Consider the following 15,205-nt stretch of genomic DNA (forward strand, 5'->3'; position numbering starts at 1 on the left):
TTTATTTTCATCATTCGTTTCATTTAGGCATTTTTATGACACTTATCACCCCTATTCACGCAGATACACAAGCTGAACCAGCTATTAATGTTTCAATTTACCGTAATAAAGCAACTTTGAAAGACAAAGTGGTGATTCGAGATTATGGCACCATTACATCTATCCCTCTTTCTCTGTTAACGCCATCAAACAAAACGCTCTTTAGTCGGTTTGTGATCATCTATTGCCCTCCATCACAAGTATCTGCTCTTCCTCAGGAATTCAAAAAGCAAGGCTGGGATATTTTTCTGAAAGCACAAGGATACCTAATCTCAAAAGGTCAAATAAATACAAGTATAACAAGCAGAGAAGAATATGATCAACATACAAGAAATGTGAGTGAATTTTATGAGAGCCTAACAACTTTACTTTCAAACTATCCTAACTCGCCTTTAATCCCAATTGTTAATTATCAACTCGGCATCTACAATCAATACTTTCTAAAAAAACTCTCAATTGCTGAAATGATGTCAAGAGCTCTTACCTCTTACATAAAAGCTGCTGATCAAAACTATGCTCCTGCCCAATATAAACTAGGCAAAGCTTTGTCGAAGGGCACTCTATGCAGAGCTGATCCTAAAAAAGGGATAGATTATTTAGAAAGAGCCAGTCAGCAAGACAATCCTCAGGCGCAATACCTCCTTGGCACCTTTTATGAAGAAGCAAAACGATATTGTGATGCGATGATGTATTACCAAAAAGCCGCCGATCAAGACAATGCAAAAGCTCTCTTCAAAGTTGGTTTTTTCTGTGAACATACAATCGGCACTAAAATAGACGTATCAAGGGCATTCAAAGCTTATGAAAAAGCAGCACGTCTGGGACATGCCGAGGCATGTTATCGTGCTGGTTTTTGTTGCGATCAAGGCATTGGGACAATGGTTGACAAAAAAAGAGCTTTGACCTATTTCACAATAGCTTCTTCGTATAAAATTGCTGAAGCCATCTGTAAATTAGGTGAATATGCTGAATGTGGTATTGCAGGACCAGCGGACTTACCGAAAGCCATTGAACATTATGGAGAGGCAGCTGGATTAAATAACAGTCTCGCTCTTTATAAACTTGGCGTTGTCCATCAACTTGGCATCAACAAAAACGAGATTAATTTGAAACTGGCCTTGATCTATTATCAAAGAGCTGCGAAAAATGGATATGGACCGGCAGAATATAATTTAGGTGAATTCGCTGAATTTGGTTATGTTGGAGCAGTTGATATCATCAAAGCAATCTGTCACTACCAAATTGCAGCTTCCAAAAAGCACGCTCAGGCTTATTATAAATTGGGCATTTTACATGAAGTAGGCACTCTACCATCTAGCCCTCATGAAAATGCCTTTCTCAATTTCATTAAAGCCTCTGAGCAAAATCATGCAGCAGCGGACTATAAGCTTTATACCTACTACTTGGAAGGCATCGGCGGTCCTCAAAAAGATACCTCAAAAGCCTTTACACATCTAACGCGTGCAGCAGAGGCTTCATATGCTCCAGCTCTTTATAAAATGGGAGAATTTCACGAACAAACAGACCAAACTCTGTCCATAAGCTATTATCAAAAAGCTGCAGAAAAAGAATATCCTCCAGCCTTGTACAAAATGGGAGAGCTCGAAGATAAGGGACTCATTGAAAGAGTCAATCCTGATCAAATTTCAACCTATTACCTCAAAGCAGCAGACAGAAATCATCCAGATGCTTTATTCCAAATTGGCCTTTGCCATGAAAAAGGCACCAGGACACCTATCGATATCTCTAAAGCAATTGAATTCTATCAAAAGGCTTCCCAACAAAAGCATTCTGCTGCTCTGATCAAATTAGAAACGCTTGATCCATCATCGTTTTTAAATCGAACACAAAGGATTATTGATGCCCAACTTAAAGTCACAACACTACCACCAGTCAAAGTAACAACACTACCACCTGCACAAGCCATAAGAGCACCATTCTCAGGATGGCCTGAATTTAAAGTTACTTATACAACTCCCAGACCAACCTGTGTAATACCTTCGGATATCATGGCTGATGACCATTTATTCTTACCGCTTGGAACATATCCAAGGCCTGAGGAATGCTCACAAACGCTTCTAGATCAGCTTCACACAGAAGAGCATAGAGCAATTGTGACTCAATCTGGGAAAAGGCAAAAAATCCAAACATTTTTAGTCTAGCTCGTCAGCAAGCGGAGCACTTCAGCATCTGTTGTCTGTGAAAAATCTTGATAAAATTCACCGACCGCTTTAAAATTTTGATGTGCTTCAAGGCAAATCACTTCATCAACCTTTGCTCTCAGATGCCTTAATGTTGAACTAGGCGCAACCGGCACAGCTAAAATGAGTTTCTGTGGCTCAAACTGCTTAATACTTTTCAGAGCTGCCTCTGCCGTGATGCCCGTTGCAATACCATCATCAATCACAATCACAATTTTGCCTTGAATTTTATCAGGAGAGATGCTCATTCCATAGAGCGCCGATCTCCGATTCATTTCTATTGTCTCTTGAACAATGGTCTCTTGCAGGTCATCATGTGAAAGATGAAGCTGCAAAAGAACTCTTTCATCAAAGATTTCAACACCGTGGGAAATAGCGCCCACACCATATTCTGGATTAAAAGGAGCACCAATCTTTCGTGCCACCCAAACATAAAGAGGCACATGAAAAGTCTTTGCAATTGGATAAGCAACAGGCACACCGCCGCGAGGCAAAGCAAAAACAAGAGGATTTGCATCCTGATAGGCCTGAAGAGCAGTTGTTAATTGCTTGCCTGCGTCTAGTCTATCTTTAAACATGTTTTTTTCTCTTTTGTTAACAAACAACACTCCACGTCATTGCGAACGAGTGAAACGAGTGTGGCAATCTCATAACTTTGAAAGATCAGATCGCCACGCCTCACCTTGTTCGGCTCGCGATGACGATTGTGTACATTGGTCATACTATCACACATGGCGACTACTTAAATTGCCTCATGCATGACTAACCATCCGCGTAAACGGAGCTCTTTTTATACTCGAGCAAAAAGAAGCGAACCAAAACACCTATAATCGCGGCTGTTGGAACAGCAATCAAAATCCCCGTAAAGCCGAGTAAATTTTGTCCTGCAAGCAAGGCAAACAAAACCCAAACAGGATGAAGATTCACTTTTTCACCAACCAATTTTGGGGTCAGGAAATTCCCCTCAATCAAATTACCAATCAAGAAAACAGCGCCAACACCCACAATCATGCCCCAGCTATCATACTGGAAAAAGGCAACAATCAATGCTGCACATACACCAACAATCGTTCCAACATAGGGAATAATCGATAAAGCACCACTAATCAAACCAATCAGAATACCAAAGTTAAGACCAATAATGCCAAGTGATGTTGCATAAAAAACACCGAGGAAAAGAGCAACCATCAATTGACCACGGATAAAGGCAGAAATCATTTCATCCATATGACGTAGCAAGGTTGTAATTGTTTTCTCTTCTTTGCGGGGAAAGAGAGACTTAACCTTTTTCTGGAAGATTGGCCAATCTCTGAGCAAATAAAATGACACAACCGGGGTAATCACAAGGTAAGACAATGAACTTGCGGTTGCAATCAAGCGCGATAAAGCTCCTTGCATCACCTGGCCAAGCCATGTCAGAACAGTCCCCATGTGCGATGTGGCATTCTGTAGAACTTCTTTCTGTTTTTCAGGAGGAACAAAAGATAAAAAGCGTTCTCCTAACTGCGAGATATCTGATTGAACCTGCTTCAGGTAGTCTCCAAGCCCAGACATATATTGATAAATCTGAACCAAAACATAAGGAATCACAAAGACAATAATACACCCAATCAAAAGGACAAAACACATCAAAACAAATGAGGTCGGTATCCAGCGCAATGACTGCTTCTTCGTAAGTTTAGTGACCAAAGGACTAAACAAATAAGCAACAAGCATACCCGTTAAAAAGGGAGCCAGCATTTCTTGCAACAACCAAAATAATCCTAAAAAGGCAAAAGCAACCATCATCCAGAAAATAAGATTTTTATTTTGAATCATTTAACCCTCTTTATCACTTAGCCTCTAACGCGAATCACCCAACCTGAAATTGAATCCTCATCCAACTCTTCTGTTAAAACGAGTCCTCTTTCAGAAAGACTTGTCTTAAATTGCTCAAATGAGCCTTTATAATCAACCTCTAAAAGCATCATATCGCCACTCATCGCAAGAATGGACTGAGAATCAATCGCTGACACTTGATCAAGACGATCTTTAATCGCAAGCCATTGTTCAAAATCCTCAACAGGAATCTTAACGCGTAATTCATGAAGATTATCTGAAGAGACCTCTTGCTGAGCTGATGAAGCAGAATGAACAATACCCAAAACTTGCGCGATCAGTTCTGCATAAGTGACTTGACGATCCATCGTTGTCGGATCAACAAACTTTTCAATTTGAGCCGTCCGCGGCTCCTGCCCCGTTGAATAGAGCGTCAAATCTACAATGATTCTGCCTTTATTGCCTGAACTTGGCATCATCTCACGTTTCAATTTGGCAACAAGTAGACGTGATTTTTCATATCGTTTGGCAAAGGATAAAAGCGCTACTCTTTGTTGATTCATAACATCTTCGATTGATATTGATGAAACATCATCAACATCAAAATGAGGCAAAACATAAGCCGATTGATCTGTCGGATAAGTCTCCCATGAATCAGCCCATGGTGTTTTTTCACCCCAAAGCTCATAATATCCATCTATAAATTCAATCGGTAAAACCAATAAATTGCTATCAACAGGTGCTGCCGATGCATCATTTGCTGCTGACATTTCACTCTTTTTACCAACTCTTGTTAAATAGTCAAGAACCTCATGATCATCAAAACGAATCGATAATTTGGCAATATAACGAACCTTCGACATGCGCTCTGAAATCACAGAAAAATCTGCAACCATATTCATGATTTCAGTCTGTGACAATTTCACCCACGATACATCATCACTCTCAGTCAGGCGGCGCATCAATGTGTAAAAGGCATCTCTTTGCCCTTTTTCCATTGCTATTTTTTTTGCCTCAGCCAAGTTTTTAGCCTGAACATCCACAGGAACAGAATCAACTGTAAATGAATCCGCCAATACATTTGCACTATATAAAAAACTACCAAGGGCGAAAATGAACCCAACTTTCACTAAAGAACGCATCAATATCCACTCTTTCTGTATCATTTAAAACTCTTTCATAATCTGGATTCCTGGTAAGGATCCGATATCACGCTTCATCTCTGGCGTTAAAATAATATCACTTTTCCATAAAATGTCAGCCTCATTTTCATCATCAACCTCAATTTGAAAATGAAAAACACATTTTCCGTCGCCACCGGGTTGCTTTTTCAAGATTGAAATCAATTGCTCAGCTGCCTTAACAGTCTCAACAGCCAGAACAATGCCCTTGCCTCTTTCTGCTATCAATTGATCTAAAAGCTTCATGTCCTGACAGATCAATCTAACATCATCCCCTTCAAAACTCGCATCAACACTCACAACAACAGATTTTCCAACCTCTAAAATCTCGCGTGTCTGCATCAACATTTCTGAAAACATGGTAATTTCATAAACGCCAGTCGCATCCGATAGTTGGATAAAAGCAAAGCGCGACCCTTTCTTAGAGGTACGAATTTGCTTTTGTGTGATAATCCCTGCCAGATGAAAACGAGTTGATCCCGTTGTTCCAGCTTTTTCTAATAATGTAACATAAGATATGACACGTTCTTTTGCAAGAAAACTTGCATAATTTTCAAGAGGGTGGGCGGAGAGATAGAAACCAACAGCTTCAAACTCATGTCGTAGCTCAGTTAAATTATCCCACTTTGCCGTTGCAACAAGCTGCTGACTTGATTGTGTTGAAATCTCATCACCAAAGAGACCATGCTGACCAGTTGATCTATCATTCGCAGCTGTTGACGCCATTCTGATGAGACGTTCAATATTCTCATATAGAGTGCTTCTTTCAATTCCAAAGCAATCAAGAGCACCTGCACAAATTAAATGTTCTAGATTTCTTTTATTGATAACCTTTGTATCAAAACGCTCAACAAATTCAAACACATCTTTAAATGGCCCCTTCTCTGCACGATCCGTTACCAAAACCTGCATTGCACTGACACCCACACTTTTGATGGCACCAAGCGCATAGCGAATTCCATAATGATCATCAATCTTCTCAACAGCAAAAGTCGGCAGAGATTTTTGAACATCTGGCATGAAAAGAGGAACATTTAAGCGCTGCAATTCCTGACGAAACAGTGAGAGCTTATCTGTATTATTCAGATCGAAAGTCATCAAAGCTGCCATAAATTCAACAGGGTAATTTGCCTTCATATAGGCTGTTTGGTAAGCAATTAAAGCATAGGCTGCCGCATGGGATTTATTGAATCCATAGCCTGCAAATTTTGCAACTTGATCAAAAATCAAACCGGCTTGCTCGGCTGGCACATTGTTCTGTACAGATCCATCGACAAAACTTTTGCGCTGCGCATCCATCTCTTCTTTAATTTTTTTACCCATCGCGCGTCTAAGCAAATCAGCGGCACCAAGAGAATAGCCAGCCAAAATTCTGGCAATCTCCATCACTTGCTCTTGGTAGATCATAATGCCGAATGTTTCTTTCAGAACTGGCTCTAACGAAGGATGCAAATAGTCTGGTTCTTCCTTGCCATTTTTAACGGCAATATATTTAGGAATATTATCCATCGGACCAGGGCGATAAAGAGCAACAAGCGCGATGATCTCTTCAAACCGAACAGGCTTTAGCTTTTTCAGCACATCTCTCATGCCTGACGATTCCAGCTGGAACACGCCTGTTGCATCTCCCCGCGATAAAAGCTGAAAAGTCTTCACATCATCAAGCGGTATTGTTAGGAGATCCAAATCGATATCCCGCAGCTTTAAAAGTCTCACTGCTTCATTTAAAACAGAAAGCGTTTTGAGGCCCAAAAAGTCAAACTTCACAAGCCCTGCTTGCTCAACATATTTCATATTGAACTGCGTAACAGGCATATCTGACTTTGGATCACGGTACAAGGGCACAAGCTCATTGAGAGGCCTATCCCCAATCACAACACCAGCTGCGTGCGTTGATGCATGACGATAGAGCCCTTCAAGCGCAATCGCCGTATCAACAAGATTTTTAACCGTTTCATCAGCAACAATCTCATTCCTGAGCTGAGGCTCCATCTCAACAGCTTCTTCGAGCGTTACTGGATTGGCTGGATTATTTGGAACAAGCTTACAAATACGATCAACTTGCCCATAAGGAATTTGCAAAACACGCCCCACATCTCGCAAGGCTGCTCTGGCTTGCAGCGTTCCGAATGTAATAATTTGTGCAACGCGATCACGACCATATCTTTGCTGAACATAAGTGATCACTTCATCACGACGCTCCTGACAAAAGTCGATATCAAAGTCAGGCATGCTGACCCTTTCAGGGTTCAAGAATCTCTCGAACAGAAGACCAAAGCGCAAAGGATCAAGATCGGTAATGGTCAAAGCCCAAGCGACAACAGAACCAGCTCCTGACCCCCTACCAGGCCCTACAGGAATGCCTTGAGATTTTGTCCATTTGATAAAGTCCGAGACGATCAAAAAGTATCCTGGGAATTGCATCTGAGCAATGACATCAAGCTCAAATTGCAGTCTTTTCATATAATCTTCAGCAGTAAAGCCCGGAGCGAGCCCATTCACCTCAAGTCTTTTGGCAAGACCTTCTTCAGATTGCCGCTTCAGCTCATCAGCTTCTGATATACCCCCTTCTGTTGGATACTTAGGCAAAAGAGGATTAATTCCTTTGAGCAGAAAAGAACAACGTCTTGCGATCAAAACAGAATTTTCAAGCGCTTCTGGCAAATCTTCAAAAAGAGAGGCCATATCCGCTTCTGTTTTTAAATAATGATCCTGTGTGATACGCCGACGATCTGATTGTGAAACGTACTTCCCTTGTGAGATACAAAGAAAGGCATCGTGCGGTTCATACATATCAGCTTTGGGAAAGTAATTATGATTCGTTGCAACAATCGGAATATGATGATCATAAGCCATTTTCAGAAAAAAAGGTTCAGTATCTTCTTCTGAGGCAAGACCATGACGAGAGATCTCAATATAGAGCCTGTCTGTGAATAATTCTTTCATCCACAGTAATGCTTCAAGAGCTTTGTCTTTCTGGTTTGCAAGTAAATATTGCCCAACCAACCCATCTACACCAGCTGTCAAAGCAATCAGGCCTTCTGCAAATGGCTTTAAAGCCGAGAGTGTCATTAAAGGCGCCTCTGCTGGATCAGCCTCTAAATAAGCAGCTGACACAATCTGCAACAGATTCATATAGCCTTGTTTATTTTGAGCGAGAAGCACAATCTCTCCGCGCATTTTAGAGCCGCTCGAATTTATATCGAGATCATCCAAAACATGCAGCGTCACACCTATAATCGGCTGCACACCATCACCAGCAGCTTTAAGAGAAAACTCTAGAGCGCCAAACATATTATTTCTATCCGTGAGCGCAATGGCAGGCATCTTATTTGCTTTTGCAAAGGCGGTTAACTGCGAAACTTTAATCGCTCCTTCTGACAAAGAATAGACAGAATAATTCCGCAAATGGATAAAGGTAGGGATATAAAGTGATTCAGCAGACATAGGGAGAATTCTTCTTCAGTTATTTAAGCATGCCCAGATCTTACTCAATACCGTTACAAAATTCAACAAAACTTCTCTATTAATGAAGTTTCTCTTGTCTTTAACTATAAAATTTTGTTAGTCTTAGCTAGGTTCAAAGCACTCATTTTATCCGAGGATTGGTCATGTTCATTTTATCCAAACAATCAAAATCTCAACTGATAGCTCTGCTATTCTGTTCCGTTGCAAGCATCTGCTTCTCATCAAATTTACGTGCTGAAGAAGCTGATTTAGAAGCTGTTCAGCAGAGAATGTCAAGTATGGAACAAGAAATTATCTTCCTCAAAAAAGAATCTGAACGACAAGTTCAGATGATTCGCGCAAATGCAAATAACACAAAAACAGCTCCTCAACGTGTTTCGACCGGATCCTCAAGTAAAGATTCTGGGTTTGAAGGCTCTATTGCAACTGATTTTGAAGTTAGACTCTCAGCCCTGCAACAAGAAGTTCAAAAAATGACAGGTATTTTTGAAGAGAGCAACTATCGCGCACAACAGGTACAAGAAAAAGTAGAAAGAGCTAATTCTGACATTGACTATCGCCTTTCTCAAATTGAGATGCGCATCGAACAACTAGAACGCTTTCAAGTTCAAAAAACAAATGAGGTTATTAATCAGCCTGCTGAGACCAAACAACAAGATGCAGCTCCTAAAACAACTGAAGAACCTAAAAAACCAACTGTAAAAGAGCCTGAAACACTTGGTGAAAAAACAACAACACAAAAACCAGCAACACCCCCAGCTCAAGGCCCGACACCAACAAACAAACAAAATCTTGAAAATACCAGCGGTATCAAAGTACAAGATATGAGCGAGCCTGATCCAGCTCTTGCGGCAAAAGCACCTGCAGCTACATCTAAGGCTACAACACCACGTGAAGTCTATGAAGCGGCTTTTGCCTTGCTCAGAAAACCAGATTATGATGCTGCAGAAAAAGAATTCAAAGCCTTTTTAGCGAAGTATCCTCAAGATCCACTTGCAGCAAATGCTCATTACTGGCTTTCAGAAACTTACTATGCGCGTAAAAAATATGATGAAGCCGTTGTCGCTTTTGCTGATGGCTATAAAAAATATCCAGCTCATACAAAGGCCGTTGATAATTTGTTTAAACTCGGCATGTCTTTTTCTGCATTGAAAAAATCAGAAGAAGCTTGCGTTACCTTTGCTCAGTTTCATAAAAAATTTCCAAAGGCCCCTTCTTCAATTATGAAGCGCGTGGAAACAGAAGAAACAAAGTTGTCCTGCAAAGGTGCCGCGGCTAAAAAGCCATGATGTTGTCATGCATCATTTTCATTTCTTCAACCAATCTATCTCACTAGAGCAAATCACGAATCGCCTGCAACATCACTTCGCTGGGAAGATGGATCAGATTATAGATTTGAATGAAACTTTCTATCAAAGAGCGTCCATCTCTCATATTGCTCTTGCTGTGTCTGGCGGATCTGATAGCATGGCCCTACTTTCTCTTGCCTCTTCTTATGTCAAAAATAAATCGCTCAAGCTAACTGTTTTAACAGTTGATCACAGGCTCAGACCTGAGGCTGCTGCAGAGGCACAATTCGTCAAAGACTATTGCACCAAGCTCAAAATCAATCATGATACATTGACTCTCGATGAATTTGAAAAACATCCACCTGTCAAAGCAATCCAGGAAAAGGCTCGAGACGCGCGGTATGAAAAACTCGAGCGAAAATGCGCACAGATTCATGCCTCGCTTTTGCTCTTAGGACAGCATTTTGATGATCAACTCGAAACCTTTATCATGCGGGAAAAACGTAAAAGCGATCTTTATGGACTCGCCGTCATGCCATTGATGCGTGCAACCCGAGATATTTTAATTGCACGTCCTATGCTTGATGTGAGTAAAAATCAAATTCTGCAATATTGTGATTCAATGAGCATTCCTTACATCACAGACCCCTCTAACGAAAATCTAACTTTTGAACGTATTCGTATTCGAAAAACCCTCTCAAAAGAATGGCTTTCACAGAAAAATCGAATTGTACCAATGATGAAGCAAGCAATTTCCGTGCGAGAAAAGATGGATAAGAGCCTTTTTAACTTTATTGATCAACATGTTAGCATCTCACAATACCCTTGTTTAAAAGTCTCAATCAGCGCTTTTTTGGATCTGGAGCCTGACATAGCAATGAGACTACTCCCAAAACTAACTGAAATGATTCAGGGTCGTTTTTCTTTTTTTAAAAAAATAAAAAAAGAAAATTTCTACAATAAACTCAAAGAAATATCTGCAAAAGGATCCGGTTTTATCGTTTTTGGAGGATGTGAATTTGCAATTGCCCCTTTAAAAAAAGAAGGGAATGCATTATATATTTACAGTGAGGCTGGAACCCCTGACTCACAGATGGCACATGCTCAAGATGGTCGATCTTATGAAATAATCAAAGGATCATCAATCTTAACAAGAGCTTGGATGAATAAGACCATTTGTGAGTCAGCTTTAAAAGCTTTACCAGCCTATGTGTCTATCTCACGATTTCGTAAAGGCCTTTCTGTTGTGATAGATCAAGGCGACGTGATAGGCATTCCGGAGCTGTTTTTATGGCGAAGCAAGAACGGACTTTTGGATCATTGTCAAAACCCGCCTATAAAATTTGCTTTTTCACCTGAAAAGGTGCTATTGAAAATGAAGTTTATGGATCTTTAGGATCTTTCTTATATCATATCAATACTTGTGCTATGAGAATCAAAACGAGAAAGAGGTGTTACTGTGAATAATATGGGACGGAATTTTATTTTATGGTTGATTATTGGTGTTATCATTCTCACCTTATTTAACCTGTTTCAAACATCATCTACACAACCAGGACAAACATCTCTTATTTATAGTGACTTTATCTCACAAGTTCAAAATGGTCAAATTTCTGATGTCACGATTAAAGGCGGTACTGTTACAGGTCACTTTAACGATAGTAAACCCTTCATCACAGTCTTACCACACAATGTGGATATTACAGACAAATTGATGAGCAATAATGTCAAAATTTCTGTCAAAGAAGATGATAGTAACTCACCGACCTTTTTATCCTTTATTCTAACCTCTCTTCCAATGCTGTTATTGATTGGCGTATGGATTTTCTTTATGCGTCAAATGCAAGGTGGTGGCGGAAAAGCGATGGGATTCGGAAAATCACGTGCAAAATTACTCACAGAAAAGACAGGCAAAGTGACATTTGAGGATGTAGCCGGTGTTGATGAAGCCAAAACAGAACTCGAGGAAGTTGTTGAGTTCTTGAAGGATCCACAAAAGTTTCAACGCCTTGGCGGTAAAATCCCTAAAGGCGTTCTATTAGTAGGACCTCCAGGTACAGGTAAAACGCTCATTGCAAGAGCTGTTGCTGGCGAAGCGAATGTTCCTTTCTTTACAATTTCAGGATCTGACTTTGTTGAAATGTTCGTGGGTGTTGGTGCAAGCCGTGTACGTGATATGTTTGAACAAGGGAAGAAGAATGCGCCTTGCATTATTTTCATCGATGAGATTGATGCTGTTGGTCGTCATCGCGGTGCAGGTCTTGGTGGTGGTAATGATGAAAGAGAACAAACGCTCAACCAACTCCTTGTTGAAATGGATGGCTTTGAAGCCAATGAAGGCGTTATCCTTATTGCAGCGACCAACCGTCCTGATGTTCTTGACCCCGCTCTTTTAAGACCAGGTCGTTTTGATCGTCAAGTTGTTGTCCCAAATCCCGATGTGTTAGGACGTGAAAAAATTCTCCGCGTTCACATGCGTAAAATTCCTTTGAGTGACAATGTCGATCCGCGCATTATTGCTCGCGGAACGCCAGGTTTTTCTGGTGCTGATTTGATGAACCTTGTCAATGAAGCAGCTCTCCTTGCTGCACGTGGCGGAAAAAAATATGTCGATATGGATGATCTTGAATCAGCAAAAGACAAAGTGATGATGGGCGCTGAAAGACGCTCCATGGTCATGACAGAACAAGAAAAAAAGCTCACAGCTTATCATGAAGCAGGCCATGCACTTGTAAGCCTTTACAAAACGCACTCCGACCCAATTCACAAGGCAACCATTATTCCACGTGGCAGAGCTTTAGGAATGGTGATGCGCTTGCCTGAAGATCGTGTTTCAATGTCTCGTGCTAAATTGATGGCTGACCTGGCTGTTGCCATGGGCGGCCGTATCGCTGAAGAAGTCATCTTTGGTGAAGATATGATTACAACCGGTGCTTCTTCTGACATTCAGCAAGCAACAAACATTGCCAAACACATGGTCACTGAGTGGGGTATGAGCGACAAAATGGGGATGATCAAATATGGCGATAACTCTCAGGAAGTTTTCCTTGGCCATTCTGTCACCCAAACAAAAAGTATTTCTGATAAAACAGCTGAATTGGTTGATGGAGAAGTCCGTAGAATTGTTGATGAATCATATATTGATGCCAAAACAATCATTACCAAACACATTGATCAACTGCATGAAATTGCTTTAGCGCTGATTGAATATGAAACGCTCACAGGTGATGAGATCAGAGATTTGATGGCAGGAAACGGTATAACCAGAACAGATCTAAAGGTGCCGGAATATAAAAAACTAGATACAAAATCAAAATCCTCTGTACCAACCAGTGAGCTTCCCAAATCACCGCCAAAGGCTAGAAAACCCAAAGCGTTAAAAGAGAGCGAAGCAACTGTTTTTGATGCAAAACCATCGTAATTATGCTATCTTAGGCCTATTGAAACAAAACAGTCATTGCGAGGAGCAACTTGCTGCGACAAAGCAATCTCTTGTAGAATACAAAAGATCACCACGTCGAGTTGATGACTCTCCTCGTGATGACGATATGAGATAAATTAGGATTTGCACAGAATGAATGCACATAAAAGAAAACTTTTTGGCACAGATGGTATCAGAGGCGTTGCGAATAAATTCCCGATGACAGTTGATCTTGTCACCAAATTTGCAATGGCAACAGCGCTGGAATTCCGTAGAGGCAATTATCGACACTCCGTTGTTATCGGAAAAGATACAAGACTCTCAGGCTATATGTTAGAGCCTGCTCTCACCGCTGGTTTTATCGCCATGGGACTTAATGTCTATATGGTTGGCCCAATGCCAACACCAGCTGTTGCAATGCTCACCCGCAGTCTAAAGGCTGATTTTGGCGTTATGATTTCTGCCTCGCACAATCCATTTTGCGATAATGGTTTAAAACTATTTGGTCCAGATGGATATAAGCTCTCTGATGAGATGGAAATCAAGATTGAAAAAATGATTGATCAAGATCTTGCGCCTCATTACGTTGATTCAGAGCACTTAGGACGCGCTGAACGTCTTGAAGATGCACCAGGGCGCTACATTGAATTTGCAAAAAGAAGCTTTCCAAAAGACATCCGTCTTGATGGCCTTAAAGTTGTGATTGACTGTGCCAATGGCGCAGCTTACAAAGTGGCTCCAAAAATTCTTTGGGAACTCGGCGCTGAAATTATTCCGATCTCCATTACACCGAACGGCAAAAACATCAACGACAAGTGCGGTGCAACACACTCAAGCCTTCTAGCTGAGACAGTGCTCGCATCCGGTGCTGATATCGGAATTGCTCTTGACGGCGATGCTGATCGGCTCATTGTTTGTGATGAAAAAGGAAAAATCGTTGATGGCGATCAAATCATGGCCCTCATCTCAAAAAGCTGGCTTGATAGTGGCCGCCTTAAAGGAAACGGCCTTGTTGCAACGATCATGTCAAACCTAGGTCTCGAGCGCTTTATGCAGAGCCACAAAATGGAACTCAAAAGAACAGCTGTTGGCGATCGCTATGTCATCGAAGAAATGAGAAAGACCGGCTTCAATCTTGGTGGAGAGCAATCTGGACACATCATTATGGCTGATTCTTCAACCACAGGTGATGGTATTATGGCTGCATTACAAGTTCTGGCTGCTGTTCAAATAGCTGGAAAACCCGTGAGTGAAGTTTGCGCACTGTTTGACCCTGTCCCGCAATTGCTCAAAAATGTGCACCTAGGGAAACTGCCTGCTTCTGTTGATATTTTAAAAGTAGACTCTGTCGTAAAATTACTGAAAGAAGGCGAGGAACAACTCGGTTCAAAAGGGCGTCTGGTGGTTCGCAAATCAGGCACAGAACCTCTCATTCGTCTCATGGCAGAATGCGAAGATGAAGGGCTGATGATGCGTGTTCTGACATCACTCACAAGCTCTATCGAACAAGAAGTACGTAATCATATTTGAGTGCCGTTTTTTTTAAACAACCATATAAACAAATAGCAAGAACCGTCACTCAGAGGGCTCCTTCAAGAGCCCGTGGAGTCTCTGCAATCTCATAACAATTTTTATTTTGATGAGATTCCACGTCGCCTTACGGCGACTCTGAATGATGGTATGGACGCCTATGATAAAATTAGATTTATCAACGGCTTCACTTAATAGTAAACTATGAAGGAGCCACAAAAATGAACCAAACAGGCTCATCATTCATAAAAAAAGGAA

At 41.1% G+C, this 15,205-nt stretch carries 9 protein-coding genes; 5 read left to right on the top strand and 4 right to left on the bottom strand.

Translation table 11 applies throughout. The annotated features are described in order from the left end of the window. The first annotated feature begins 35 nt into the window (after nucleotides 1–35). Nucleotides 36–2,201 (top strand): sel1 repeat family protein, encoded by a 2,166-nt coding sequence (locus KBF71_05145; GenBank protein MBP9877704.1) that lies wholly within the window; start codon nucleotides 36–38, stop codon nucleotides 2,199–2,201. Here KBF71_05145 and KBF71_05150 read toward each other — a convergent pair. The 4 genes from KBF71_05150 to dnaE form a co-directional block, all read right to left on the bottom strand. Continuing rightward, nucleotides 2,198–2,818, bottom strand: a complete 621-nt coding sequence (locus KBF71_05150) for a phosphoribosyltransferase (protein MBP9877705.1) — start codon at nucleotides 2,816–2,818, stop codon at nucleotides 2,198–2,200. The genes KBF71_05145 and KBF71_05150 overlap by 4 nt on opposite strands. A gap of 184 nt (nucleotides 2,819–3,002) precedes the next feature. Next, entirely contained in the window at nucleotides 3,003–4,058 is a 1,056-nt protein-coding gene (locus KBF71_05155; GenBank protein MBP9877706.1) for an AI-2E family transporter, read from the bottom strand. 17 nt (nucleotides 4,059–4,075) lie between these two features. After that, entirely contained in the window at nucleotides 4,076–5,224 is a 1,149-nt protein-coding gene (locus KBF71_05160) for a DUF2066 domain-containing protein (protein MBP9877707.1), read from the bottom strand. Then, nucleotides 5,225–8,686 (bottom strand): DNA polymerase III subunit alpha, encoded by a 3,462-nt coding sequence (gene dnaE, locus KBF71_05165; GenBank protein MBP9877708.1) that lies wholly within the window; start codon nucleotides 8,684–8,686, stop codon nucleotides 5,225–5,227. A 164-nt stretch (nucleotides 8,687–8,850) separates the two neighbouring features. Between dnaE and ybgF the strand changes: the two genes are divergently transcribed. The 4 genes from ybgF (at nucleotide 8,851) to KBF71_05185 (ending at nucleotide 14,947) form a co-directional block, all read left to right on the top strand. Continuing rightward, a complete protein-coding gene (ybgF, locus tag KBF71_05170) occupies nucleotides 8,851–9,996 on the top strand; it encodes a tol-pal system protein YbgF (protein MBP9877709.1) in 1,146 nt (381 codons plus the stop codon). Nucleotides 9,997–10,003: 7 nt separating this feature from the next. After that, nucleotides 10,004–11,392, top strand: coding sequence for a tRNA lysidine(34) synthetase TilS (gene tilS, locus KBF71_05175; GenBank protein MBP9877710.1), 1,389 nt, complete (start codon nucleotides 10,004–10,006; stop codon nucleotides 11,390–11,392). Between the two features lie 72 nt (nucleotides 11,393–11,464). Next, nucleotides 11,465–13,417: an ATP-dependent zinc metalloprotease FtsH gene (gene ftsH, locus KBF71_05180; protein ID MBP9877711.1), complete on the top strand. Its 1,953-nt coding sequence runs from the start codon at nucleotides 11,465–11,467 to the stop codon at nucleotides 13,415–13,417. Between the two features lie 153 nt (nucleotides 13,418–13,570). After that, nucleotides 13,571–14,947, top strand: a complete 1,377-nt coding sequence (locus tag KBF71_05185; protein MBP9877712.1) for a phosphoglucosamine mutase — start codon at nucleotides 13,571–13,573, stop codon at nucleotides 14,945–14,947. Nucleotides 14,948–15,205 lie beyond the last annotated feature (258 nt).

Source organism: Alphaproteobacteria bacterium (genome assembly GCA_018063245.1).
In the GTDB taxonomy this organism is placed as follows: Bacteria; Pseudomonadota; Alphaproteobacteria; order JAGPBS01; family JAGPBS01; genus JAGPBS01.